The 22,825-nt window shown below is 55.1% G+C and carries 31 protein-coding genes; 12 read left to right on the top strand and 19 right to left on the bottom strand.

Annotation, left to right across the window (positions count from 1 at the left end; genetic code table 11):
• Positions 1–19 precede the first annotated feature (19 nt).
• The 13 genes from AC812_RS00225 to AC812_RS00175 all read right to left on the bottom strand — a co-directional run bounded on the left by AC812_RS00225 (position 20) and on the right by AC812_RS00175 (position 9,495).
• Complete coding sequence (locus AC812_RS00225; protein WP_061912959.1) at positions 20–1,132, bottom strand: calcium/sodium antiporter; 1,113 nt, start codon at positions 1,130–1,132, stop codon at positions 20–22.
• 146 nt (positions 1,133–1,278) lie between these two features.
• Positions 1,279–2,013, bottom strand: a complete 735-nt coding sequence (locus AC812_RS00220; RefSeq protein WP_061912958.1) for an ABC transporter permease subunit — start codon at positions 2,011–2,013, stop codon at positions 1,279–1,281.
• Positions 2,003–2,938, bottom strand: a complete 936-nt coding sequence (locus tag AC812_RS00215; protein ID WP_061912957.1) for an ABC transporter ATP-binding protein — start codon at positions 2,936–2,938, stop codon at positions 2,003–2,005. Before AC812_RS00215 ends, AC812_RS00220 begins: the two co-directional genes overlap by 11 nt.
• Positions 2,939–2,945: 7 nt before the next feature.
• Positions 2,946–3,272: a winged helix-turn-helix domain-containing protein gene (locus tag AC812_RS00210; RefSeq protein WP_061912956.1), complete on the bottom strand. Its 327-nt coding sequence runs from the start codon at positions 3,270–3,272 to the stop codon at positions 2,946–2,948.
• Complete coding sequence (locus tag AC812_RS00205) at positions 3,269–3,910, bottom strand: hypothetical protein (RefSeq protein ID WP_061912955.1); 642 nt, start codon at positions 3,908–3,910, stop codon at positions 3,269–3,271. Before AC812_RS00205 ends, AC812_RS00210 begins: the two co-directional genes overlap by 4 nt.
• Before the next feature lie 583 nt (positions 3,911–4,493).
• Complete coding sequence (locus tag AC812_RS17760) at positions 4,494–5,237, bottom strand: hypothetical protein (protein ID WP_145962463.1); 744 nt, start codon at positions 5,235–5,237, stop codon at positions 4,494–4,496.
• Between the two features lie 43 nt (positions 5,238–5,280).
• Positions 5,281–5,976 carry a CHAP domain-containing protein gene (locus tag AC812_RS00195; protein WP_145962461.1) on the bottom strand — a complete coding sequence of 232 codons (696 nt, stop codon included), beginning with the start codon at positions 5,974–5,976 and terminating at the stop codon, positions 5,281–5,283.
• A gap of 76 nt (positions 5,977–6,052) precedes the next feature.
• The gene (locus tag AC812_RS17370; protein ID WP_157235350.1) at positions 6,053–6,229 is read right to left on the bottom strand and encodes a hypothetical protein; all 177 of its coding nucleotides are present in this window, start codon (positions 6,227–6,229) and stop codon (positions 6,053–6,055) included.
• Positions 6,230–6,316: 87 nt separating this feature from the next.
• Positions 6,317–6,529, bottom strand: a complete 213-nt coding sequence (locus AC812_RS18420; protein ID WP_061912952.1) for a response regulator transcription factor — start codon at positions 6,527–6,529, stop codon at positions 6,317–6,319.
• Between the two features lie 225 nt (positions 6,530–6,754).
• Positions 6,755–7,210: a hypothetical protein gene (locus AC812_RS00190; RefSeq protein WP_061912951.1), complete on the bottom strand. Its 456-nt coding sequence runs from the start codon at positions 7,208–7,210 to the stop codon at positions 6,755–6,757.
• Positions 7,207–8,061, bottom strand: a complete 855-nt coding sequence (locus tag AC812_RS00185) for a hypothetical protein (protein ID WP_061912950.1) — start codon at positions 8,059–8,061, stop codon at positions 7,207–7,209. Before AC812_RS00185 ends, AC812_RS00190 begins: the two co-directional genes overlap by 4 nt.
• Before the next feature lie 127 nt (positions 8,062–8,188).
• Positions 8,189–8,641 carry a hypothetical protein gene (locus tag AC812_RS00180; RefSeq protein ID WP_061912949.1) on the bottom strand — a complete coding sequence of 151 codons (453 nt, stop codon included), beginning with the start codon at positions 8,639–8,641 and terminating at the stop codon, positions 8,189–8,191.
• On the bottom strand, positions 8,641–9,495 hold the full coding sequence (locus AC812_RS00175) for a hypothetical protein (protein ID WP_145962458.1): 855 nt from the start codon (positions 9,493–9,495) through the stop codon (positions 8,641–8,643). The genes AC812_RS00180 and AC812_RS00175 overlap by 1 nt, the downstream gene beginning before the upstream one ends.
• Positions 9,496–9,679: 184 nt before the next feature.
• Between AC812_RS00175 and AC812_RS00170 the strand changes: the two genes are divergently transcribed.
• The 8 genes from AC812_RS00170 to AC812_RS00135 all read left to right on the top strand — a co-directional run bounded on the left by AC812_RS00170 (position 9,680) and on the right by AC812_RS00135 (position 16,471).
• Positions 9,680–10,369: a helix-turn-helix transcriptional regulator gene (locus tag AC812_RS00170; RefSeq protein WP_061912947.1), complete on the top strand. Its 690-nt coding sequence runs from the start codon at positions 9,680–9,682 to the stop codon at positions 10,367–10,369.
• A 104-nt stretch (positions 10,370–10,473) separates the two neighbouring features.
• Positions 10,474–10,884: a cobalamin B12-binding domain-containing protein gene (locus AC812_RS00165; protein WP_061912946.1), complete on the top strand. Its 411-nt coding sequence runs from the start codon at positions 10,474–10,476 to the stop codon at positions 10,882–10,884.
• Positions 10,885–10,895: 11 nt separating this feature from the next.
• A complete protein-coding gene (gene meaB, locus AC812_RS00160) occupies positions 10,896–11,918 on the top strand; it encodes a methylmalonyl Co-A mutase-associated GTPase MeaB (RefSeq protein ID WP_061912945.1) in 1,023 nt (340 codons plus the stop codon).
• A gap of 38 nt (positions 11,919–11,956) precedes the next feature.
• On the top strand, positions 11,957–13,276 hold the full coding sequence (aspS, locus tag AC812_RS00155; protein ID WP_061912944.1) for an aspartate--tRNA(Asn) ligase: 1,320 nt from the start codon (positions 11,957–11,959) through the stop codon (positions 13,274–13,276).
• 8 nt (positions 13,277–13,284) lie between these two features.
• Positions 13,285–13,827 (top strand): GNAT family N-acetyltransferase, encoded by a 543-nt coding sequence (locus tag AC812_RS00150; protein WP_061912943.1) that lies wholly within the window; start codon positions 13,285–13,287, stop codon positions 13,825–13,827.
• Positions 13,828–13,853: 26 nt separating this feature from the next.
• Positions 13,854–14,849 (top strand): ribose-phosphate diphosphokinase, encoded by a 996-nt coding sequence (locus AC812_RS00145; protein WP_236839227.1) that lies wholly within the window; start codon positions 13,854–13,856, stop codon positions 14,847–14,849.
• A 32-nt stretch (positions 14,850–14,881) separates the two neighbouring features.
• Entirely contained in the window at positions 14,882–15,754 is an 873-nt protein-coding gene (mutM, locus tag AC812_RS00140; RefSeq protein ID WP_061912942.1) for a bifunctional DNA-formamidopyrimidine glycosylase/DNA-(apurinic or apyrimidinic site) lyase, read from the top strand.
• A gap of 24 nt (positions 15,755–15,778) precedes the next feature.
• Positions 15,779–16,471: a hypothetical protein gene (locus AC812_RS00135; RefSeq protein WP_061912941.1), complete on the top strand. Its 693-nt coding sequence runs from the start codon at positions 15,779–15,781 to the stop codon at positions 16,469–16,471.
• Here AC812_RS00135 and AC812_RS00130 read toward each other — a convergent pair.
• Complete coding sequence (locus tag AC812_RS00130; protein ID WP_061912940.1) at positions 16,468–17,319, bottom strand: universal stress protein; 852 nt, start codon at positions 17,317–17,319, stop codon at positions 16,468–16,470. The two genes, AC812_RS00135 and AC812_RS00130, sit on opposite strands and share 4 nt — an antisense overlap.
• The gene (locus tag AC812_RS00125) at positions 17,316–17,837 is read right to left on the bottom strand and encodes a chromate transporter (protein ID WP_061912939.1); all 522 of its coding nucleotides are present in this window, start codon (positions 17,835–17,837) and stop codon (positions 17,316–17,318) included. Before AC812_RS00125 ends, AC812_RS00130 begins: the two co-directional genes overlap by 4 nt.
• Positions 17,838–17,953: 116 nt before the next feature.
• On the opposite strand from AC812_RS00125, the gene AC812_RS00120 reads away from it, so the two are divergent.
• Entirely contained in the window at positions 17,954–18,370 is a 417-nt protein-coding gene (locus AC812_RS00120; RefSeq protein ID WP_061912938.1) for an SHOCT-like domain-containing protein, read from the top strand.
• 14 nt (positions 18,371–18,384) lie between these two features.
• Here AC812_RS00120 and AC812_RS00115 read toward each other — a convergent pair whose 3' ends face one another.
• The 3 genes from AC812_RS00115 to AC812_RS00105 all read right to left on the bottom strand — a co-directional run bounded on the left by AC812_RS00115 (position 18,385) and on the right by AC812_RS00105 (position 19,496).
• The gene (locus AC812_RS00115; RefSeq protein ID WP_169787235.1) at positions 18,385–18,642 is read right to left on the bottom strand and encodes a NifU family protein; all 258 of its coding nucleotides are present in this window, start codon (positions 18,640–18,642) and stop codon (positions 18,385–18,387) included.
• Between the two features lie 29 nt (positions 18,643–18,671).
• Entirely contained in the window at positions 18,672–19,136 is a 465-nt protein-coding gene (locus AC812_RS00110; protein WP_061912936.1) for a cyclic nucleotide-binding domain-containing protein, read from the bottom strand.
• A 171-nt stretch (positions 19,137–19,307) separates the two neighbouring features.
• On the bottom strand, positions 19,308–19,496 hold the full coding sequence (locus AC812_RS00105; RefSeq protein ID WP_061912935.1) for a hypothetical protein: 189 nt from the start codon (positions 19,494–19,496) through the stop codon (positions 19,308–19,310).
• A 201-nt stretch (positions 19,497–19,697) separates the two neighbouring features.
• Here AC812_RS00105 and AC812_RS00100 point away from each other — a divergent pair, with 201 nt between their 5' ends.
• The 3 genes from AC812_RS00100 to AC812_RS00090 are packed head-to-tail and all read left to right on the top strand — an operon-like array spanning position 19,698 to position 22,521.
• Positions 19,698–20,753: an ArsR/SmtB family transcription factor gene (locus AC812_RS00100; RefSeq protein ID WP_061912934.1), complete on the top strand. Its 1,056-nt coding sequence runs from the start codon at positions 19,698–19,700 to the stop codon at positions 20,751–20,753.
• Between the two features lie 27 nt (positions 20,754–20,780).
• Complete coding sequence (locus AC812_RS00095; protein WP_061912933.1) at positions 20,781–22,079, top strand: MFS transporter; 1,299 nt, start codon at positions 20,781–20,783, stop codon at positions 22,077–22,079.
• A 43-nt stretch (positions 22,080–22,122) separates the two neighbouring features.
• Positions 22,123–22,521, top strand: coding sequence for an OsmC family protein (locus AC812_RS00090; RefSeq protein WP_061912932.1), 399 nt, complete (start codon positions 22,123–22,125; stop codon positions 22,519–22,521).
• Between the two features lie 4 nt (positions 22,522–22,525).
• On the opposite strand, the gene AC812_RS00085 is transcribed toward AC812_RS00090, so the two are convergent.
• On the bottom strand, positions 22,526–22,804 hold the full coding sequence (locus AC812_RS00085; RefSeq protein WP_061912931.1) for a ubiquitin-like small modifier protein 1: 279 nt from the start codon (positions 22,802–22,804) through the stop codon (positions 22,526–22,528).
• Positions 22,805–22,825 lie beyond the last annotated feature (21 nt).

The following is a 22,825-nucleotide window of genomic DNA, read 5'->3' as shown; positions in this document are numbered from 1 at the left end:
CGGGGATCAAACGGCGCGTCTAATCCATCCTGCCGGGCGGGGTGAGCGGGCTGCTCAACTGGCGGCGCTGACGGATCACCCGGATCATCACAATTGCAAGGGTAAGGGCGGTGATCGGCAGGGCAAAACCGAGCATGATCTGGCTGAACAGCGGCAGAATGGGGTGACGGACGGCATCCAAAATCAGGTAAGCGGTATAGGCAATGTAGTAAAAGAAGAACAACGCCCCCTCGCGGCGTAAAATTTTTGTGCCGGAGAAGAAGATGGGGATGCAGGCCAGCGCCACGGCGGTCATCACCGGCAGGTCGAAGGTCCGCGCACTTTCCGGAATCGCCACGCCGCCGGGGGTGATCAGGGCGGTCAGTCCCAGCACGCCCAGCAGGTTGAACAGGTTGCTGCCCACCACGTTGCCTACGGCAATATCCCGTTCGCCGCGCAGGCTGGCAATCACTGAGGTGATCACTTCCGGCATGGAGGTACCGGCGGCGATGATGGTCAGGCCGATGACCAGTTCGCTGATGCCCAGGGCACGGGCAATCTCAACCGACCCCTGTACCAGCCAGCGCGAGCCGAGTCCCAGCATTACCAAACCGGCAACCGCCAGCAGCGTATTCAACCCCAGCCGGCGCGGCGCGGATTGCGGCGGGCTGCCGAATTCGTGCTCGTATTCCTCTTTGACCTCGGCGCTTTCCCGCTGGCTGATGCGAAACAGCAGGTACAGATAGCCGATTAAACCGGCAAAGAAAATGATCCCTTCCATCTGGCTGAAACGCCCGTCCAGCGTCAGCAGCAGGGTCAACAGGGAAACCAATACCATCAAGGGCACGTCCAACCGCACCAGCTGTTGGGAGATGGTCAGCGGGGTAATCATGGCGGAAAGCCCCAAAATGAACAGCACATTGAAGATGTTGCTGCCGATGACGTTGCCGACCGTCAAGCCCGCCTGCCCGCTCAGCGAAGCGATCAGGCTGACGGCAAATTCCGGCGAACTGGTGCCGAAGGCAACCACGGTCAACCCGATAATCAGGGGAGAGATGCCCAGCGCAGCGGCCAGCCGCGAAGCGCCGCGCACCAGCCCCTCGCCGCCGGCGATTAGCAGGATTAATCCTCCTGCCACCATCAATACCGACATATTTTTGTCCTTTTCGATAGATTATGGCGTATTTTACAACAAGCCTGCCGCGAAATGCAATGAAACGGGTTTGACATTCCCAAACTCCCGGCGCCGGGTTGAAGGAATGCTACCCCGGCACCGCTGAGAGAGGGAAGTGGACTGCATTATAGAAGTATCAGGTTTGGGCGCTGAAAGCGTTTCAGACACACCAGCACAAGGACGGTATCTGCCGCCAGCAGAATCAGCATACCCAGCGTCAAAACGGCATTCAGGTCCAACGTCATCAAGCGGGCGCTCAACCCGGCTTTGATTTCCTCCGGCAGGAATTGGGCAACCAGCATGGGTATGAACCACACGACCAGAAACACCACGCTCATCTTTTGATACGCCTGGCGTGCTGTTTTCGAATGGAGCGAAACCAGAACGCCGATACTGGCAATCAGCACAGAAGCCAGCAAAGAGAAAACCAGAACGGCTGCAAACACCAGCGGGTCGTAAAAAGCCGGCGAACCGGGAAAGGCGAGGTTGACGGTTACGGCTCCCAGCAAAAGGCTGACCAGCATAATGCCCCAGGCGTAGAACACTGCCGCCCCAATCTTGCCGAACAGAATTGCCTGTTCCGGCAGGCGGCTGGCCAGCAGGGTTTCCAGGGTGTGGCGTTCGCGTTCCCCGGCGATGGAGTCGGTGACCATGCCGAGGGTGAGAAAAACCGGCAACCACGACCAGATCAAAATGAGCAGAGGGGTGGTCAGCCAGTCGCGCCCGTTTTGAAACGGCATGAAAATACCCAGCAAAGCCACAATCACCGCCACGCCAAGCAGACCGGATCGCGCCGTGCTGCGGGCAAAAAACATCTCCTTCCATTCTTTGTAAATGATGGTGAGGATGTCAGTGAACATGATTTTCCTCCAGCAAACTTAAGAAGGCTTCTTCCAGTGAAGCCGTGCTTTTACGCACTTCCTCGATTTCTGCTCCCTGCTCGACAAGCAGTTTGACCAGCGCTGCCGTTTCGGCAGGCTCTTTCAGGGCAATTTCCAGATGATCGTTGAGAAACTTAACCCCACCGACGCCGGGCTGGCTCTGCAAGACCGTCAGCGCCCGCTCGTTCAGCCCGCGGCCAAAAACTTGCAGACGCGGCTGCCCGGCGCGCGTGCGCAATTCCACCGGACTGCCCACCGCCAGCAGTTGACCATCCCGAATTACGGCTACCTGGGCGCACAATTTTTCGGCTTCGCTCAGGTTGTGGGTGGTCAAAAAAATGGTGGTGCCTTCCTGAGCAGTCATGCGCAGTAAATCCTCGCGCAGGGCTGCCGCGGTGGGTACATCCAGCCCGGCAGTTGGCTCGTCCAGAAAGATCAATGGCGGACGGTGGAGCAGGACGCGGGCGATCGCCAGCTTTTGTTTCATGCCGCGGCTCCATTCAGCCACGGTTTCTTTGCGTCGTTCCCACAATCCCAGTCCCTCCAGCAATTCCCGAATGCGCTTTTTGCGGCTGGCTGCGTCCATGCGCCAGATGCGGGCATATAAATCAAGATTGTCCTCTGCACTGAGCCGTTCGTACAGGCCGGAATGTTCAAGCAGCGCTCCACAGCGCGAGCGTACGGCTTCCCCCTGTTGCAGCGGATCCATCCCCAGAACGCGCACCTGTCCGGAAGTGGGCGGCAGCAAACCGAGCAGCAGGCGAATGGTGGTGGTTTTCCCGGCGCCGTTCGGGCCGAGCAGACCAAAAATCTGTCCGGCAGGCACTTCCAGCGTCAGGCGGTCCACTGCCCGCAGGCTGCCAAAATCGCGGGTCAGTTGATGGGTTTGAATGGCGTAGTTCATTTCCTGTTTACTCCTGTGAATGTTGGTCCAATTGGTTCAGCCAGTGTTTCATCTGGCTCAGATACCGATCGAGGGCGGTTCTTCCCTGTTCGGTAAGCGAGACTAGCGTCAGGGGCATTTTACCCTTGAAGGTTTTTTCAATCTGGATGTAACCGGCGTTTTCCAGTTTGCTCAGGTGGGCAGAAAGGTTGCCTTTGGTCAGGCTGGTTTCGTGCTGAAGGTAGAGGAAATCGGCTTTTTCGACCACCGCCAGTATGCTGACGATGGCAAGACGAGCCGGTTCGTGCAGCAGCCGGTCAACGGCGCTCCAGTTGGGCAGGGCTTCTTCCTTCATGACTGTTCCTCATCGTTGGCTGGCGGCAGCGGGTTGTTGCGCAGGTAGCCAAGCAGGGTGATTCCCCCGCTGATGAACAGGCCGATACCCAGCGCGCCGAAGAACAAGACCAGATCGTAAGGGGCGGGTAAATTCAAGCGGCTGCCGAGTAAGCCAAAACCAAACTGCCAAACGGCTAAAAGGTAGAAACGCACCAGTCCAATGCTCGCCCCAATCGAGAGGATCAAAATGGCCGTCAGCAAACCGGTCAGGGCGGGGATGAGTCGCTCGGTTTGGGCGGCGGAGAACCAGGCACTCATGATCGTCACGATCAAGGCCACGCCGATGGCGATGCCGGCGCTCAGAAAACGGCGGGTCGGCTTGGGGCGTGGGTATCGGATGTAACCGGTGCGCGGGTAAGTCAGCCGTTCTTTCAGCCTTGCTACCAGCAGGCGGGCAAGAACGCCTCCGCCGATCACCATCACTGGCAGGCCCACCGCCGAAAGCCAGCCTTTCCAGCCCGCTGGTGCGAGCAGGGCAATCGCCAGATTGATCAGCGCCATCAAGAGAATGACAGCGCCGGCCGCCATTTCAGAGAGCCCGTCCTCGTACCAATAACGGCGGGTGCGCTTTTGAGCGGTTTCAAGCGGGGATTTCATGCGGTCTCCTGATTTTATAAACTGGTTTGTATTACAAACTAGTTTATAACAATTTGGAATTTTTGTCAAGAAATTGCCCTTTGGGAGTTGACGGTAAACCACGTCAAGGTTTGGCGAGGGGATTTGTTTCTCTTTTCGACAGCGGGGAAGTCCGTCGCCTCGGCTGATCTTCGCCGTTTTGCGAAATAGCGCATTTCAAAGCAGGTTCAAGGGTGCTTTGACAGATTGGATTGATTCCCTTACCATAAACTTACCGGCGTTCTTTTTTCCCACGAACCATTTTCTAAAGGATCGAATGGCGAGCAACTTTCCCCCTCTGGTCTGCATCGCCGTTTCCGTCCCACTTCTGAAAAACAGGATTGTTCACCTTTTTCGTGGAGGCACACACTGCAGCCCTGGCATGCTCGCCCCGCCAGTAGCGATGGGAGCGTTGATATTTGCCAGTGCAACGGGACTGGTCATGAAACAGTAAAACGGGGCGTGCCAGCGACGTTCGACATGTTTTTCCACACACGAGGGCGGCAAAACAGCCAAAGCACTTCATGGCCAATTCGGCGCACGAAGTTTATCGAATCGCTCATGCCTATGGCGAAGTCAGCCGAATGCTTTCGACAATGGCATCGGCCAGCTGTTGAATTTCGGGCGAAAGCTCGACATCCTCATAATAACGAGAACCAACATCATCCAGACTGATGGTAAAGATCAGATTACCGACCGGGATTTGATAGGGCAAATCCTCTTTGTAGCCGTAGAGGACAACTTTATCCTTGCCCTCGTAGCGGATGATTGTCTTGCGAATGGTTTGACCGACGAACTGCACCGTGCCAACATGAACCGCGTCACCCGCCGGCACGCCGGTTCTTAAGATATGTTTCTTTTCATTCGAGTATTTGAAACGGACTGCCAGACGAATCGAAGGCTCACTATCCGGAAACAGGTATATAGAATTATCACATTCTATGAGATTCCAATCCGAGGGGAATGCTATTGAGAAAGGGTAAAGGTAGTGGTTATATCGAAACCAATTTATTTCCCTTTCAGGAAGGAGCTTCACAGCAGAGACAAATTCCTTGCCACAATATTCTTGGAAAAATATTTCATCCTCTTCCGTAGGGGTTGGAATTCGGGTGGGTTTGAGTGGAATGACCGTTTCAATTTCATCAACCATTTGGGGAGGTGTCGATTTTATCTCTGATGAGGGGGTAATTGTTGGCAAATTTCGAGTCTCAATTGGAGTAGAAGGGAAGTTGTCAATTTCTCCCCTGCAATTGCTTATAAAAACCAACCCTGCAATCAGAAGAAGCTGACGAACAATGCTTTTTATCATCTGCCCTGACCTCCAAAAGAGAAAATCATTAAAACCGAATTGCTCAGTTGTAAATTGTCCACATGTATCCTTCGGGAGCGGTTACACTCAAATTACGCGTCCTTCCGCAGGATGTACAAATCAACATCTCGGTTATGGTTACTGTCCCTCCTCCAGGATAGTTCGCTATAAAGGCAACGTGACCAGGAGATCCTGACCACCACGCGATATTCATCCCTCTATTCGGATATCTTCCCCTGCGCCAATCCGGGTAATCGGGCACTTGTCCATACCACTTACCTGCATCTCCTCGGAACGGCACATAACCATATTTGTAATACACCCACCAGACACAATTTCCCTTGTTGTTACAGCACTCAAAGGGATTACCCGGCGATGTATATCCACAACAGGTTGTGACAAGAGGATTGACTGTGGCAAAGCCTTCCAGCGATAAACCTTGAAACGATTGGGATGCATCTTCCCCCTTGATCGGCTCCTCATTCAAAAAACCAACGGAGTTCAAGACCCTTTTATAAAATTCCTCACCCGATTGATCTCCCCTATGGGTGTACCACAAGCGATAGATATATTTTTCTCCGCTCCACAGGGTCGTCCAAAGAGTGGATTCTTCATAACGAACCGCTTCAATTTCACCGATAGTGATGCGAGACGCAACCGTTCCCAACGGCTGACGGGTATCTTCATACCATTTCATCCACTCATCCATTGTCATTCCCATCGTTTGCCAGATATCCAAATCCAGCAATCCTTGCGAACACCAAGCCGTATAACGCCGGATAATCGCCTGCGGGTCAACAAACGGCTGCGGCTGATCAATCGTAATGCCGATTTGAGCAATCCTTCGCTTCGGTCACAAATTCAGATAACCCTTCCCGGCAGGTTTCATCACGAATTCCCCCATCGGGTAACGGCGCTCCCCCCACCACGGAAAAGCCCACCATAAAGACCAAACCAATCATTCCAAGATTAAAAAGGTTTCTCTTATTCATTACTTCCCTCCCCTTTTCTCTCTTGCACCCATTCGGCCGATTTAAATATACCCTCTCTCAAGACAAACTTCAATATAAGGATTTCCCTTAATTTTTCTCTCGATTTAATTCAACAAAATATGCTGCAACGGCTGCAGTGCGATTGTTCACGCCCAATTTTCGATATACTCTGGTCAGATTAGATTCGACCGTTTTTGGGGAAATTTGCAAGTTTCTCGCAATTTGAGAATTGGTCTTTCCCTCGCACAACAATTCCAGTATTTGCTTCTCCCGTTGGGTCAATCTCAGTTTTATATCCATTCGCCAACTTTAGTTCCAATTTTGTCTTTTAGCGCAAACGGGGGGTGAATAAAAATTCAAAAAATGAAGGAAAAATCCTCTTGCTCAAGGGGGCGATTTTCCACCCACGGTGAGATATAAAAAAGACTAATTTTTTTATAGCAAAAAAGGTCGGCTATAGGAAGTGCCGCCGGTCATGCTCCCCACCATGACTTTGAACATAGCGAAAAAGGGTCCTATTCTCTTCTAAGGATAGACATATTCCACATAAGGGTACTGATGGGTAGAATTCAACGTAAACTGGTGATTACCGAGACTGGCTGTTTTTTTGATATACGAACCACCTGGACATGGGTAATCTTTGTAATAAACATATTTTGAGTCCTCGTAATAACTGCTATTTCGGTTATTTTTATTCTCTGACCGAATATAGTAAGAATAAACATCGTTTGTGCAAATCTGATAAACCGTCCACCAGGTGTAGCCAATAATTGAGATATTTGTGACGGTGCTACTTTTGACAGACGCAGTCCATGTATTGGTGTAGGTGTACACACTTTTTTCTGCAAAATAGGTGATACCCGAAATGGAGCCGGAAACGGTTTTGCTGCCGCCACCAGCCGAACTCTCACCAAATTGGGTGACCAGCAAAATAAAAGCCAGCCATAGAATAAGCCGCTTTTGATGCCTGTTTGTGATCATTGCTTTATCTCGCCGGTGAATCGGGCAACTACCTCGGCAGGCGGGGCAGGTGAATATTCAACTTCCACCTCGAGGCGATTGATTTGTTTATGACTGCCATCGGTCAAAACTGCCCAGTCCTCGCTGAGCAAAAATTGACCAGTTTCCCAGTCATAATAGGAGGTTGAAAAGGATGAAACAATGGCTCCTTCCACCCCTTCGGTATAACCGGCAGAGGGATAGAAATCTTGGGAAAAGACCCGCAGCAAACGCTTGGCACCCTGTTCGATAAGGGAGAAAGTTGCGCTTTTACCGCCATCGTACTCGATCATTCTTTCGAACAGGTCAAGATATAGCCAGTGTTCCTCTTGCCAGCCGGGTAAATTTTCTGGTTGGATCATCTTTCCAAAAGAACCATCACTGACGATTGTCTCAAGTAGAGGTTCTCCTTTAAAACTTTTTACAACAGAATAACCCGCCACTACTTTTAAGTCCTCATTCACCAACAACCATGTTTCGCGCACCCAGTTCTTGGGGATGATTTGTCCGTTCATTGGAACCACAACATATTCCTCGCGGTTGGTGAAGTTCGTCAGCGTCTCGCGCACCATCACCCAGCCGGGTTTGAAGAGATGTTGCTTTGCCCGTTCGACCAAAGCCTCGCGCACCTGTGCCGCGCTCATTTCGACTTCTGCGGCCATGACCGGTGTAACGCTTTGCGCGGCTTGGATCACTTCTCCCACAGCCGTTGGTAAAGCCGTCTGCGCTGCCGCTTCACTTTTTGCCTCACCCGGTTTTTGTGCCATCAACAAGATGAAACCCGCTGCCAGCACCAGCAGCGCAATCAAAACAATATAGGGTTTTCTGTACATATCGTCCTCTCTGCTTCAGCGTTTTTCACCAAAGCCATCATAGCAAATTGAAGAACAAAGGGGAAGTACCGCCGGTCACGCCCCCCACCATGACTTTGAACATAGCGAAAAAGGGTCCTATTCTCTTCTAAGGATAGACATATTCCACATAAGGGTACTGATGGGTAGAATTCAACGTAAACTGGTGATTACCGAGACTGGCTGACTTCTTAACAAAATATCCGGGATTGCAGGAATATTGATAGTGGTCAATCCATTTTATGTCTTCAAAGTAGTTACTGTTGCGGTTACTTTGATTCTCAGAACGAGAGTAATAAGCATAGACATCATCGGTACAGATTCGATAAACCGTCCACCAGGTATAGCCAATGATAGAGATGTTTGAAATTGCGCTACTTTTGGCAGACGCAGTCCATGAGGTAGTATAGGTGTACACACTTTTTTCTGCAAAATAGGTGATACCCGATATCGAGCCGGAAACGGTTTTGCTGCCGCCGGCTGCAATAACCTCACCTGACAGGATTACCAGAAATAGAAAGACAATCGTGAAAACCCTAAATGAGATTGATTTTGATTTCATTATTCCTCCGGCGTGATTGAAAACCCCTCCAAAACCGCATCCGGTGGGGTGGAATTGCAATCAATGCTCATTTCTAGCCGACCAACAAGTTGGCGGTTGCCATCTGTCAGCGTTGCCCACCCCTCACTGAACAGAAACTGACCGATTTCCCAATCATAATGATCCTCAGTGCTAAACGAAATAAGGGGTTGTTTCAGCCCCTCCATACGAATAGGGGAGGGAAAAACGTCTGAATAAACTGCATACAAAACCCGCTTTCCATCCAGCGAAAGAAATTGAAAAACAACCCTTTGAGTCTCACCCTGCTCAATAAGTCGGTCCAAGGTTTCGGTTTTCGTCCAGTAGTCAATCTGAACATTTGGAAGAATTTCGGCATTAAACGCCTTTCCAAAAGATCCATCACTGGCACGCGTCAAAGATACGATTGTGTCATCCAGCATTTTTTTCTCGGAAAACATTGCCTTAACCTGTAAACCTTCATCCACCAACAACCATGTTTCGCGCACCCAGTTCTTGGGGATGATTTGTCCGTTCATCGGAACCACAACGTAGTCTTCGGCCTTGGTGAAATCGGTGAAAGTTTCGCGCACCAGTACCCAGCCGGGTTTGAAGAGATGTTGCTTTGCCCGTTCGACCAAAGCCTCGCGCACCTGTGCCGCGCTCATTTCGACTTCTGCGGCCATGACCGGTGTAACGCTTTGCGCGGCTTGGATCACTTCTCCCACAGCCGTTGGTAAAGCCGTCTGCGCTGCCGCTTCACTTTTTGCCTCACCCGGTTTTTGTGCCATCAACAAGATGAAACCCGCTGCCAGCACCAGCAGCGCAATCAAAACAATATAGGGTTTTCTGAACATATCGTCCTCTCTGCTTCTGCGTTTTTTCACCAAAGCCATCATAGCAAATTGAAGAACAAAGGGGAAGTACCGCCGGTCATGCCCCCTGACATGACTTTGACCCCTATTGACAAATTGGATTGATTCCCTTACCATAAACTTACCGGCGTTCTTTTTTCCCACGAACCATTTTCTAAAGGATCGAATGGCGAACAACTTTCCCCCTCTGGTCTGCATCGCCGTTTCCGTCCCGCTTCTGAAAAAAGGATTGATCGCTTTCCTGAAGGAAGAATTCCCTTCCTTCAAATACCACATTCTCGATGATGATTCGTTCCTCGCTGCCGATTCCCAACGGCCAGAACCGGATGTGCTGATCCTCGATGCACCACGCCTTGCTGCTCTGACTCAGAACGCTTCCGCTCCCCCCCTGCCTACCGCCACAAAGACGTTGCTGATCGCCCCCCACAGCAGCCTGCCGGTCATCCTGCGCGCCGTGCAGCGTATCACCATTCATGCCTGGCTGCCGCTGGAAATTGAGTTGGAAAAATTGGCTAAGGTTATCCAGTTTTTACTGGATGGCCGCACTGATTTCACTTCCCTGCCGGAGATGCTGGACACTTTTCTCCGGGAACGACCGCTGCGATCGCCTTTGAGCAATCGCGAACGGCAGGTGCTGACGTTGATTGCCCTGGGATATGAAAACGCTCGAATTTCTGAACAACTTGCCCTCCAACCCGGCACAATTAAGAACTATGTAACCATGGCTTACCAAAAAATCGGGGTCAAGAGCCGCGCCGGGGCGGTGGTCTATATGTGGAAAAATCCCGACTTATTCCTTCTGCCCGGCGCCGAGGTCACGGATGACCTGCTGGAAGAACCGCCCCCTCAGGGTTAACCGTCACCTGCCGGATATGACACTATTCCTTTCCTTATAAGGGGATATTGTCTGACGACAGGACGCGGTATAATTGAAACAACTTCACCCTGAGGCAAAACCGAATGACCGAACGTAAAATCCGTGTGCTGATTACCAAACCCGGTTTGGATGGCCACGACCGCGGCGCCAAGGTGGTCGCCCGCGCTCTGCGGGACGCCGGCATGGAAGTCATCTACACCGGCCTGCGCCAAACGCCGGAGATGATTGCCGAGGCCGCCTTACAAGAGGATGTGGACGCGGTGGGGCTTTCCATCCTCTCCGGCGCTCACATGGCGCTGGTGCCGCGCGTGCTGGAACTGTTGCGCGCCAACGGACAGGGCCATGTGCATGTCTTTGTCGGCGGCATCATCCCCGAAAGCGACATCCCCGCCCTGCTGGCAATGGGCGTGCGCGCTGTCTACGGCCCCGGCACTTCCACCCAAAAAGTGGTTGAAGACCTGCGGGCTGCCATCTTACAGGAAAACCACGCCTGAGGCCGTCCTTGATGACCACTCTGGCTGAGGAAGTGCTGGCTGGCAGCCGCCTTGCACTGGCGCGTTTGCTGACCTTGATCGAAAACGAGGACCCCCAAGGCGAGGCCGCCCTCGACCGCCTTTTTCCCCACAGCGGACGCGCCCACTGGATCGGTGTGACCGGTTCACCGGGCGCCGGCAAGTCCTCTCTCGTCAACCGACTGGCACAAGCCTTCCGCCGGCCGGCAGACGGCAGTCCGCCGCGCACGGTGGCGATTGTCGCCGTGGACCCTTCCTCGCCCTTCACCGGCGGCGCCCTGCTGGGTGACCGTGTGCGCATGCGCGACCTGAGTGGTGACCCCGGCGTGTTCATCCGCTCGATGGCCTCACGCGGCGCGCTGGGCGGGCTGGCCCGCACCACCCCCGCCGTCGTTCAGGCGTTGGACAGCGCCGGTTTCGACATCATCCTCATCGAAACGGTCGGTGCCGGTCAATCCGAAGTGGAAATTGCACGGCTGGCGCACACCGTCCTGGTGGTCGAAGCCCCCGGCATGGGTGACGATATTCAGGCGATCAAAGCCGGCATTCTGGAAATTGCCGATATCCTGGTGCTGAACAAGGCCGACCTGCCGGGCGCCGAAAATGCCCTGCGCACGCTGCGCGCCATGCTGGAACTGGGCCGCCCGCCCCACGAAGAAACGGCGGAAAGTTTGCCGGTCGTCTGGCGTCCTCCGCTGGTGCCTACCATCGCCACCCAGAACGAAGGCATCGCCGAGTTGCTCGGGCACATTCAGGCACACGCTGCCTACCTCCGCCAGTCCGGCGGCTGGCAGGTGCGCGACCGCAGCCGCCTGCAAACTCAACTGGAAGAATTGCTGCAAACCGCTCTGCTCAAACGCTGGCGCAGCAGCCTGCCAGAGGGGCAGTATCAGCAAATTCTGACCGACCTGCAGGCACGCCGCATTTCGCCCTATCAGGCGCTCCACAGTCTGCTGGGCGAACCCCCTCTGCCGCAATCCATTCAGCGCGGGTCTACTGCGCTGTTCAACGCTTGAATTGAAATCCCAACCCAAAGTGAGGAGAAGAAATCACCATGGAAAGAACCAAAATTGCCGACCTGCGCCAGCACATTGGCGAAAAAGTCAAAGTGCAGGGTTTTTTGCAAACCCTGCGCGATCAAAAGAAAATGCAATTCCTGATCCTGCGCGACCTGAGCGGCCTGGTGCAGGTGGCCTTCTGGAAGGCCAACGACCCGGCCCTGGCGGAGAAAATTTCCGCCACCCCCACCGAAAGCGTCGTTTCGGTCACCGGCACGGTGGTGGATAACCCCATCGTCAAACTCGGCGGGCTGGAAATTCAACTGGAAACTTACGAGGTGATCGGCCCGGCCGAAGCGCCCATTCCGCTCGACCCGACCGCCGAAGCCCTGCCCTCAATTGATTACCGGCTCGATTGGCGCTTTCTGGACATGCGCCGCCCGCCGGTCACCCTGCTTTTCAAGGTACAAACCACGGCTGAAGCGGCCTTCCGCGAATACTGGCTGAAGCACGATTTCATTGAAATCCACTCGCCGAAACTGATGGGTTCACCCAGCGAGTCCGGCGCCGAATTATTCGAGGTGCAGTATTTTGAGACCAAGGCCTATCTGGCTCAGTCGCCCCAGTTCTACAAGCAGATGGCCATGGCAGCCGGTTTTGAGCGCGTCTTTGAAATTGGGCCGGTTTTCCGCGCCGACCCGTCCTTCACCTCGCGCCACATGACCGAGTTCACCGGCATTGACATGGAAATCTCTTACATCGAATCGCATGAGGATGTGATGCGTTTTCTGGAAAACATGCTGCAATATGTTTATCAGCGGGTCAAAGACGCCCACGATGAAGAAATTAAGCAGCACTTTGGGGTGGATCTGCGCGTCCCCAGTGTCCCCTTCCCGCGCATCACCATGGCGCAGGCCCTGGAGATTCTCAAAGAGGTCGGTTATCAAATCCCGCCCGAAAAGAAAGGCGATATTGATCCCGGTGGGGAACGCGCCCTGGCCGACTACATCAAGCGCACTTATGATCACGACTTCTTCTACCTGATTGACTGGCCGATCAGTGTGCGCCCGTTCTACCACATGCGCCACGCCGATCAGCCGCACCTGACCAAGTCGTTTGACCTGATCGCCAACGGCACCGAAATCGTCACCGGCGCCCAGCGCGAACATCGCTACGAGATCCTGCGCCAGCAGGCGATTGAAAAAGGCCTTTCCATCCAGTCCATCCAGTTTTATCTGGATTTCTTCCGCTACGGCTGTCCACCGCACGGCGGTTTTGGGCTGGGGCTTTCGCGCTTGCTGATGGTCATGCTCAACCTGCCCAACATCCGCGAGGCGGTCTTCCTCTTCCGCGGGCCAAACCGCCTGCACCCCTAGGAGGGGCGATGATTTACGGCAATGGATTGCGGCTGCGCGCTGTCGAAAAAGACGACCTGCCCCGTTTTGTACGCTGGCTGAACGACCCCGAAGTACGCGAAAATCTGCTGATGTTCGCGCCGATGTCGCTGGATGAAGAGGAAGAATGGTACAGCAGCTTGTTGAAACGCCCCAAGGAAGAACGTCCGCTGGTGATTGAAATCGAAATCGGCGGGGAGTGGCTGCCCATCGGCAACATCGGTCTGATGAAAATTGAATGGCACGCGCGCCATGCCGAAGTTGGCCTGTTCATCGGCGAAAAGCAGTACTGGAATCGCGGTTACGGCAGCGAAGCCCTGCGCACGATGGTGGGCTATGCTTTTGACTACCTCAACCTGAATAAGGTCTACCTGCATGTCTATGAGACCAACCCGCGCGGCATTCGGGCTTACCAGAAAGTCGGTTTCGTGGAAGAAGGCCGCCTGCGGCAGGATGTGTACAAACACGGCCGTTTCATTGATGTCATTGTGATGAGTGTCCTTCGTTCGGAGTGGTATTCACGCGCCGACTAAGGTATACTTAGGATAGAGAAGAGAATATGCCTACACATAATCATTCCCGCCACGAACGGATGATGTATGGTGACATACGCCTGTATGCAGGCACAGCCTGCCCGGAACTGGCTCAGGACATTGCCAGCTACCTCAATCTGCCCCTGTGCGGTCGGGATGTGATCGAATTTCCCAATGAGAACCTGTTCGTCAAACTGCACGGCAGCGTGCGTGGGCAGGATTGTTATGTCATTCAAACTACCTCGGCACCTGTCCACCGCAACCTGATGGAATTGCTCATTCTGCTGCAAACCCTGCGGCTGGATTCGGCGGCGCGCATCACCGCCGTGGTGCCCTACCTGTGCTACGCCCGCTCGGACAAGAAAGACCAGCCGCGGGTACCGATTACCGCCCGCCTGGTTGCCGATATGATCGAAATTGCCGGCGCCGACCGCTACATCACCATGGATTTACACGCCGGCCAGATTCAGGGCTTCTTTTCCATCCCCGGCGATGTGCTGACCGCCTTCCACATGCTCACCGACTACTTCAAAACCATCCTCAACCGCCTGCACTCGCCGGTGGTGGTCACAGCCGATTTGGGATTTGCCAAAAAAGCGCGCAACTACGCCGCCAAACTGCAACTGCCGCTGGCGTTCATCGAAAAACGGCGGCTGGCTAACAACGCCAAAGCCGAAGCCCTGACGCTGATTGGGGATGTGTACGACCGGGATGTGATCCTGGTGGACGATGAAATTGATACTGGTGGCTCAATCGCCCAGGCAGTCAATCTGGTCAAGGAAAACGGCGCGCGCAACATCTACATTTCCTTTGTCCACGCCGTCTTTTCGCGGGATGCCGCCCAGCGGCTTGCGGCTTTGCCGGTTACCCAATTTGTCACCACCAACACCATCCCCATCCCGCACGAAAAAGCCGCTCTGTTCGGCGAGCGGCTGAAAGTTCTTTCGATTGCCCCCCTCTTGGGGGAAGTCATCCACCGCGCCAATGAAGGGCGCAGCGTGGGTGAGATGTTCAACGAGTAACCCGCTTCCCCGCCCGATCTGTTCGATGAACCATGCCGGAGCTGCCTGAGGTCGAAACGATTGTACGCGCCCTGCAAAACGGCGGGCGGGGAAGTCCCCCGCTGGTCGGGCGCGTGATTGAGAAAGCCGAACTTCACTGGCAGCGCAGCATTGCAACCCCTGAACCCGCCCGGTTCACACAAAAAATCTGCCATCAGCCGGTCAAAAGCATCAGCCGGCGCGGTAAATTCATCCTGATCCATCTCAGCGATGCCGTCCTTTTGATCCACCTGCGGATGAGCGGTGACTTGCGGCTGGAACCCGTCACGGATGAGACCGGCAGCCCGATCCCGCCGCTAATTCACGACCGGGTCATTTTCCACCTGACGGACGGCTGGCGGCTGGCGTTCAACGACCCACGCAAGTTCGGGCGTCTCTGGCTGGTGGATGACCCGCACAGCGTGCTGAACGGTTTAGGCCCGGAACCCCTGGATGAAGGTTTGACCGCCGCAGTTTTTTACCAACACCTGAGCCGTTTTCGGCGCCAGTTGAAGCCCCTGCTGCTCGACCAGTCGGTCATTGCCGGGCTGGGCAACATCTACACCGATGAGGCGCTTCACCTTGCCCGCCTTCATCCGTTGACCCCCTCCAACCTGATCAGTCTCGAAGACGCCGCCCGACTGCTGGACGCCATTCGCAGCGTCCTGCAAGAGGGCATCCGCCGCAACGGTGCCAGCATTGATTGGGTTTACCGCGGGGGGAGTTTTCAAAATCACTTCCGGGCCTACGGCCGCACCGGCCAACCCTGCCCGGAATGTGGCACAAGCATTGCACGCCTGATTGTCGGCCAACGCAGCACCCATTTCTGTCCTGTCTGTCAGCCCCTGAAGGTTGCTCCTGCTGGGGGAAATTCATCCACTTCCTGAAATTTTTGTGAAAGTGAGGCTGTCATGCTCAATCCCGGAAATCTGCTCCTGCCCGCATTGATTTTCACGGCTGTCGGTTTTATCATCGGTGCTGTGGTTGCCTATTTCTTCCTCGACCGGGGAAAAGAACACAGCGAGGAAGAACCTCCCGAACAAAACGATGAAAAACCGGCTCCCAAACCGGCTGCCGAAGAACCCTACACCGGCTTACCGCTGGAACGCTTCAACCCGCTGGTGCGTCTCTACCGTGAAAAATCCACCGGTAAACTGGTGACGGAAATTGACCGTAAAATTTACCTGAGCCGCGAAACCGTGCCGGTGGATCAATTGCGCATGCTGCGCGAGGCTGCCGAATCGTGGACGAATTGGCTGGGAGTTGAAAAAGAAGCACCGCCCCCACAACCCGTACCAACCCCGCCAGCCAGCGTTCCCCTGCCCGACCCATCCGTACTGGCGGCTTCCATCCTGCCGGTGGACAAGCCGCGTGCCACTTCCATCGTCGGGCAAATTGACGAAATCTTGCAAGAAATGCTGGTCAATTCACCCTTTGCCAACCGCACCATCCGCCTGACCCAGGAAGCCAACTTTGGGGTGGTGGTCTGGGTGGATCACGAACGCTTCAACGGCATTGATGCGGTGCCGGATGCCGAAATTCAAACCATCATCCGTGCCGCCGTCAAGAAGTGGGAAGATACCAGCCACACGCTTACGCGTTAACCCGCATCAGAGTTTTCAGCCGGGCCGCGTTGAGAAAGCAAAGGACAATCCACCGCGGCTGAAACCAGCGCGGTAACATCCGGGCGGAACAAACGCGAAAGACTGGTGGAACTGTAGGTTGACCCCATGCCCACCAGATCATAACCCCCGCTGCGGATCTCATCGAGGATCTCGTGCAGAATCAGCCCATGGCGCACCACCACCCGCGCCTCCACACCGAGCCGTTCGGCAAAATCCAATGCCTGCTTCAGGTGACGCGCCTGCGGGGTATCGGTTTGTAGCAGGTGTTCCCAGTGCGAGTGAATTTCCCTTGCCAGGGGGTAATCCAGGGTGATCGGCTCAACCACATGCAGAAAGGTCAACCGTGCGCCGACAGAGCGCGCCAGACGCACAGCCAGCCGCTCCACCGGAATGGTGTATGGCAAACCTCCGCTGCACACGATGATATTTTGCGGCGGCCAGCAGACCTCCCGTACCCGTAAAATTGGCGATGTGAGCGAAGCCTGTAGCCGACGGAAACGCCCAAAGCGCACCCAGCGCCGCCAGATGGGACGGTACTTGTCGCTGATCACCAGCATCGCTTCCGGCATCTGATTCACCTCCCGCAGCACGGCTTTCACCAGATCGCCATCCGCCCAGCGGATGTCCACCAGAACATCCAGCTCCTTCAAAGCCAGTGCGGAACGCTGAACCTGCTCCTCCAGCAGCGCAGATGAGCCAGCCTGACGCATACACAATAGACGAACGGGGGTACGCAGCACCTTTGCCAGATTTTCCCCATATTCCAGCGCTGGAAAAGAGGGATGACTGCTCTGTAATGCAATGAGAAGAGGCGGCAGGTCGTTCATCGCAGCACGATGATCCCCAGTACACCGGCTACCACCAGCACCAGCGGCGGCGGCACTTTGAGGATATAGGCAATCATGGCGCCAGCGGCGATGATGACCGTGAACCAGGTGATGGTTTCACCGGCCTCGCCGCGGAACACATTCCAGGCCACCAGCACCATCAAGGCGGCCACAGCCGGAGCAAGTCCGCGCACAAAGTTACCCACCCACGCTTCACCGCTGATGAAGCGCAGGATGCTGACGATGATCAAAATCAAGATTGTAGGCGGCAGAATCGAACCCAGTAAAGCCACCAGCGCGCCGGGTACCCCGCCGGCACGGTAGCCGACGAACATGGCCAGTTGCAAGGCGTCACTGCCGGGCAGCACGCTGGAAAAACCGACCGCCTCGACAAATTCTTTTTCGGTCATCAATTTGCCCACCGCTTCCTGATACAGCAAACCCACCGAAGCCGGCCCTGAGGTGGTTAATAAATTGACCTTGATGAAAATCCAGAATAACTGCCACAAATTGATCATAGAAACCCAATCTCCAAAATGAAAAGTCCGTACAGGCGGGCTTAATTTGTGCCAGACGGGCAAAATTCAATTACAATAAGCATATCCCATGAAATGCCGATTTACAAGGCTGAAAAATGGCGGCAAGCAGTGAAGAACGACTGAAAATCCTCAAACTGATCGAGGAAAATAAAATCACCCCCGAAGAGGGCATTCGCCTGTTGCAGGCGTTGGAAAAGAGCAGCGCCACCCCCGAAAAAAAAGGCCCTCTGCCTCCACCCCCACCTCCTCCGCCGGGGGAGGCAATCCGGCCGCGGCCACGCTGGCTGCGGGTGCGCATCACCGATTTACGCAGCGGTAAAGTGCGCGTCAACATCCGCCTGCCGGTTACCGTGCTGAACACCGGCATGAAATTAGGCGCCCGCTTCTCCCCGGAAATCGGCGAGGTCGAGATGGGTCAAATTATGGAGGCGATCCAATCCGGCGAAATTGGTCAGATTGTGGATATCTACGACGAAGAGGATCAGGAACACATTGAAGTCGGGCTGGAATGAACCAGCCCGAAATTTTATGAGGCGCTTTCTTCCTCAACGTGGATTTCGGGGAAGAATTGTTTGATGGTGCCTTCCACCCAGCCTTTGAGGGTCACCGGTGAAAGCGGGCAGCCGAGACAGGCCCCGCCCAGGCGCACTTTGACCACTTTGCCATCAAAGCCGATATATTCCACCTCACCGCCGTGGTAAGTTTCGATATAGGCGCTCAATTGCTCGATCAGACCGCGCAATTGTTCCTCAATGCTGTATGCAGGAATTTCAGCGTCGCCCATGTTCAATCCTCCGGTAACAATCCCCATTTTTATCCATATTGGAAGTCAGTACCCGCAACAACTCGCTCTCGGTATGCAAATGTTTTTTTTTGCTCGCCGGCAACCCTGGCCAGGCGCTGGTAAAGCATTGCCCCGGTCTCCGGGCATTCATCACACACGGTTTGCAGACGGCTGCCCAGAATGCGGTACAGGCGGCTAGGTTCCAGAGTCACCGCTGCCGAGGTGTAAATGTGCCTGCCCAGCACCGCCGACCAGCCGAAAATTTCACCCGGCTGAATGGTTGCCACGGTCAGCGGCGGGCCGTCATACGGCTTATATCGAATTATAACCTTTCCGGTAGCCAGAAGGTAGAGATAATCGGCGGAATCGCCCTGTCGGAAGATGGTATGGTTGGCAGGCAGCCACTGCTGCTCGAACTGGCTCGCCAGCCACTCGATTTTGGCAGGGCTCAACCCTTCAAAGATCGAAAAATTGCGAAATTCCGCTGTTGACATTGCACCTATCTTAATAAAAAGCGCGCCTTTCCTGATAGTGGCAAAAATCATGATTAGACAGACAATCATCATCCAAAAAGTCCCACTTTTCGCTGAGGCGGGGGTGAGGTTTACCATATAAAAGACTGCCTGTACAATGACAGGCAGTCTTTTGATTGCGTGAGGGTTGTCTTAATGTTCGTGGGGTTCGAGATTTTCCACGCCGGGCAGTTTACCACTCAATCGCTCCGGCTGATGAATCAAAATGGGCAGGTGCTGGGGGCAAATCCAGAATTGGGTTTCCTGAAAGCGCAGGGACAAGAGGGGAACTTCCTGCGCGCTTCGAGCGCAGTAAACACATTCGGGTTGTGAGGTGTTCATATTCAACTCCATTGACCGGTGAATTTTCTTGGTGGGTTCAGCATACCACATTTTGACCGGCGCTCATTTGCGCCAGAACAAATACGCCGGGGGGATAAACCCGCCACAGACCGCTGTAATTCATCCAGACATTACCAATTTCTTGACCCCATTGCCAGATTAGATTATCATCTAATAAATTAGATAATAATCTAATCGGCCATGCCTGAAATAACTTTTGAAACCGCAACTGCCTACGACTTCTTTATCAGCCTGATTGTGCTGCACAACCCGGCCGATTTTGGTCTGCGGCCCTCGTGGGCGGCGGGGGTGCGCTCGCGCCTGCCGGCCGCACAGCGCGAGTTTTTCGAGCGCAGCCTGCCCTTTCTGGGCGTACCGCTCGGCTGGCTGCACGACTTACCCCTGCCACGCAAAGATGCTGATTCGGTGCTGAACGCGCTGGCACAAATCCCGGCTGCCGAACGCCTGCCCCGTCTGACCTTCACCGCTGAACTGCGCCCGGAAGTGCGCAACGCCCTGCTGGAAATCGCTGCAACCGGCCGGGCAACCCCCGCCATGCGCGCTCTGCTGAAAGCCGAACTGGACAACAAGCGCCACCTCCCGCCGCCCGCCACACTCGAATACTGGATTGAAGCGTGGTCGAACCCGGCCGCCTTTGGCGAGGTCTGGCTGGAGGCCCTGCGCGCTTACCACAACCTGTACTTCCGCGAAGAGGAAAGCCGCCTGCAAACCCCGCTGGAAAACGGGACTCAGCAGGCCACCCGTCTGCTGAATGAATTGCCCCTGCCTCAGGTCATCGAGACCCTCACGCGTGGGGTGAGTATTGCGGAAATCCAGCAAATCCGCCACCTGACCCTGATTCCCTCCTACTGGAGCACGCCCTTCATTTTCTTCCAGCGGTTGGATGGGGAGCGCGCTCTGCTGGTGTTCGGCTGCCGACCGGCTCATCTTTCCCTGGCGGGTGGGGGCGCCGTCCCCCTCGCGCTGGTGGATACCTTCAAAGCCCTGGGCGACCCCACCCGCTTGCGGATTTTGCGCTTTCTGGCTCAGCAGCCGCTCACCCCGGCTGCCCTGGCCGGGCGCCTGCGCCTGCGCGCCCCGACCGTCATTCATCACCTCAATGCCTTACGTCGGGCTGGCCTGGTGCATATCCGGCTGGATGCCGACGGCGAACGCCGCTACGACCTGCGCCGTGAAGGACTGGACGAAGCCCTGACCACGCTCCACAACTTCCTCGACACCAGTGAAGAATCCTGAATTTTCCCCATGGATGGAGGACAACCCTTGAAAATCAGCCGTCTCTTCCCCCGCGCTTCTCGCGTTTTAGCCAGTTATTTTGACCGCGTGCGCGCCTTTCAACCCAACGCCCGTCTGTACCTGACCAGTGTCATCCTCAGCGGTGCAGCCATGGGGGTTTACCGCCTGCTGTTCAATTTTTACGTCCTCTCGCTGGGCTATGACGAAGCCCTGCTCGGTACGTTGATTACCACCTCCAGCCTGACCGCTTTGCTGTCTGCCCTGCCGATGGGTTATCTGGTGGACAACATCGGCCACAAAACCGCCCTGATCATCGGTACGGCTGTGCTGGGGCTGGCGGTGGGGGTGATGGTGCTGTTCCCCTCGGCGCTGACCTTTGTGCTGATGAACATTGTACTGGGGCTGGCACAAAGCCTGACCGGTGTAACGATGGGGCCTTTCCTGATGGAAAACAGCGGCGAAAAAGAGCGTACTTACCTGTTCAGTTTTACCTCCGGATTGCAAATGGCTTCGGCTTTCTTCGGCAACTGGATCGGCGGTTACCTACCCACCTGGATCGGGAGTCTGCAGGGCAGCGCCCCCACCAGTCCTTCGGCTTACGGCGGCGCGCTGGCTGCCATTGCCGTTGCCGGTTCGGTCGGCATTCTGCCGTTGCTTTTTTTGCGCCCGGTGCGCCTGGCCCGCGATAAACGCTCGGTGTTTGCACCGCTGGCATATTTCGGTCAGCACTCGCGCCTGTTGGGCAAACTGATTCTGCCCATGCTGGTAACTTCGCTGGGCGCCGGGCTGATCATGCCCTTCATGAATGTCTTTTTCCGCAATGTGCATCATCAGCCCGACCCGGTAATCGGCGCCATGTTTGCGTGGGGTTCGCTGGCGATGGGGGTCGGCTTACTGATTGCCCCGCCGCTGGCCGACCGGTTTGGTAAGATTCAACTGGTGGTCATCACTCAGGCCCTCTCCATCCCCTTCCTGGTGCTGTTGGGCTTTGCGCCGTGGTTTGCGGTCAGCGCGGCGGCCTACTACATCCGCCTGACCCTGATGAACATGAGCCTGCCGGTTTATCAGACGTTTGTCATGGAGAAAGTCGAGCCTTCGGCACGAGCCACCGTTGCCAGTCTGGTGAGCATGGCCAACAATGTCGGCTGGGCATTTTCCCCGCAAATCAGCGGCTGGATCCAGGTCAACTACGGTTTTCAGCCAGCCTTTGCCGCCACGCTGGTGCTGTATATGATCTCCATTTTCCTGTACTGGCGCTTTTTCTGGTACCCGCTTGGTAAAGAGCAGCCGGTTTCGCCTGTTCCTGCAACCTTAAAGCCCCAGTAGCATCTAACCAAAGGTAAAACTTCATTCTGGAGAGAATTCACACATGGAAATGGTTGTTTACTTCCCCGGCGGTGCGCGGGTGGATGCCCAGTTTGGCCCCTACACCGTTCGCACCGACCAACCCCCGATGGGCGGCGGTGAAGGTTCTGCCCCCACCCCCTTTGCCGTGTTTCTGGCTTCACTGGCCACCTGCGCCGGTATTTACGTGCTGGGTTTCTGCCGTCAGCGCGGCCTGCCCACCGACGGTATTCGGATTGTGCAGCGTGACCGGCGCAATCCGCTGACCGGCATGGTAGAAGAAATCGAGATGGAAATTCAAGTCCCGCCCGAATTTCCGCAAAAGTACTACGATGCGCTGGTGCGCTCGGCTGAACAGTGTGCCGTGAAAAAGCACATGGAGCAGCCGCCGCGCTTCCACATTCAAACCAAAGTGGTCGCCTGAGGCATCATCCCCCCGCCACTGGCGGAAAGAAGTCCAGCACATCCCCGCTTTGGAGGGGTGTTTCCCAACCCTGCGGCAGGGTGCTGACATCCTTGCCGTTGACGAATCCATGCACATGAGCATGGATTTCGTTTTGGGCATTCACCCAGTGCGGGCGTAAATCCGGCAGACGGGCGAGAATTTCATCCACCGCCTGCCGCACGGTTATGCCTTCCGGTAAGTCCAGTTCAAGGCTGCGGGCGCCGGCAATCAGCCGAAAGGTAGCGTAGAGATTGACCTGCATGACTTTTCCTGTGCCCAATTA

The organism is Bellilinea caldifistulae (genome assembly GCF_001306055.1).
In the GTDB taxonomy this organism is placed as follows: Bacteria; Chloroflexota; Anaerolineae; order Anaerolineales; family Anaerolineaceae; genus Bellilinea; species Bellilinea caldifistulae.
Note: the sequence above shows the minus strand (reverse complement) of the source record. Positions and strands in the feature narration are given on the sequence as shown.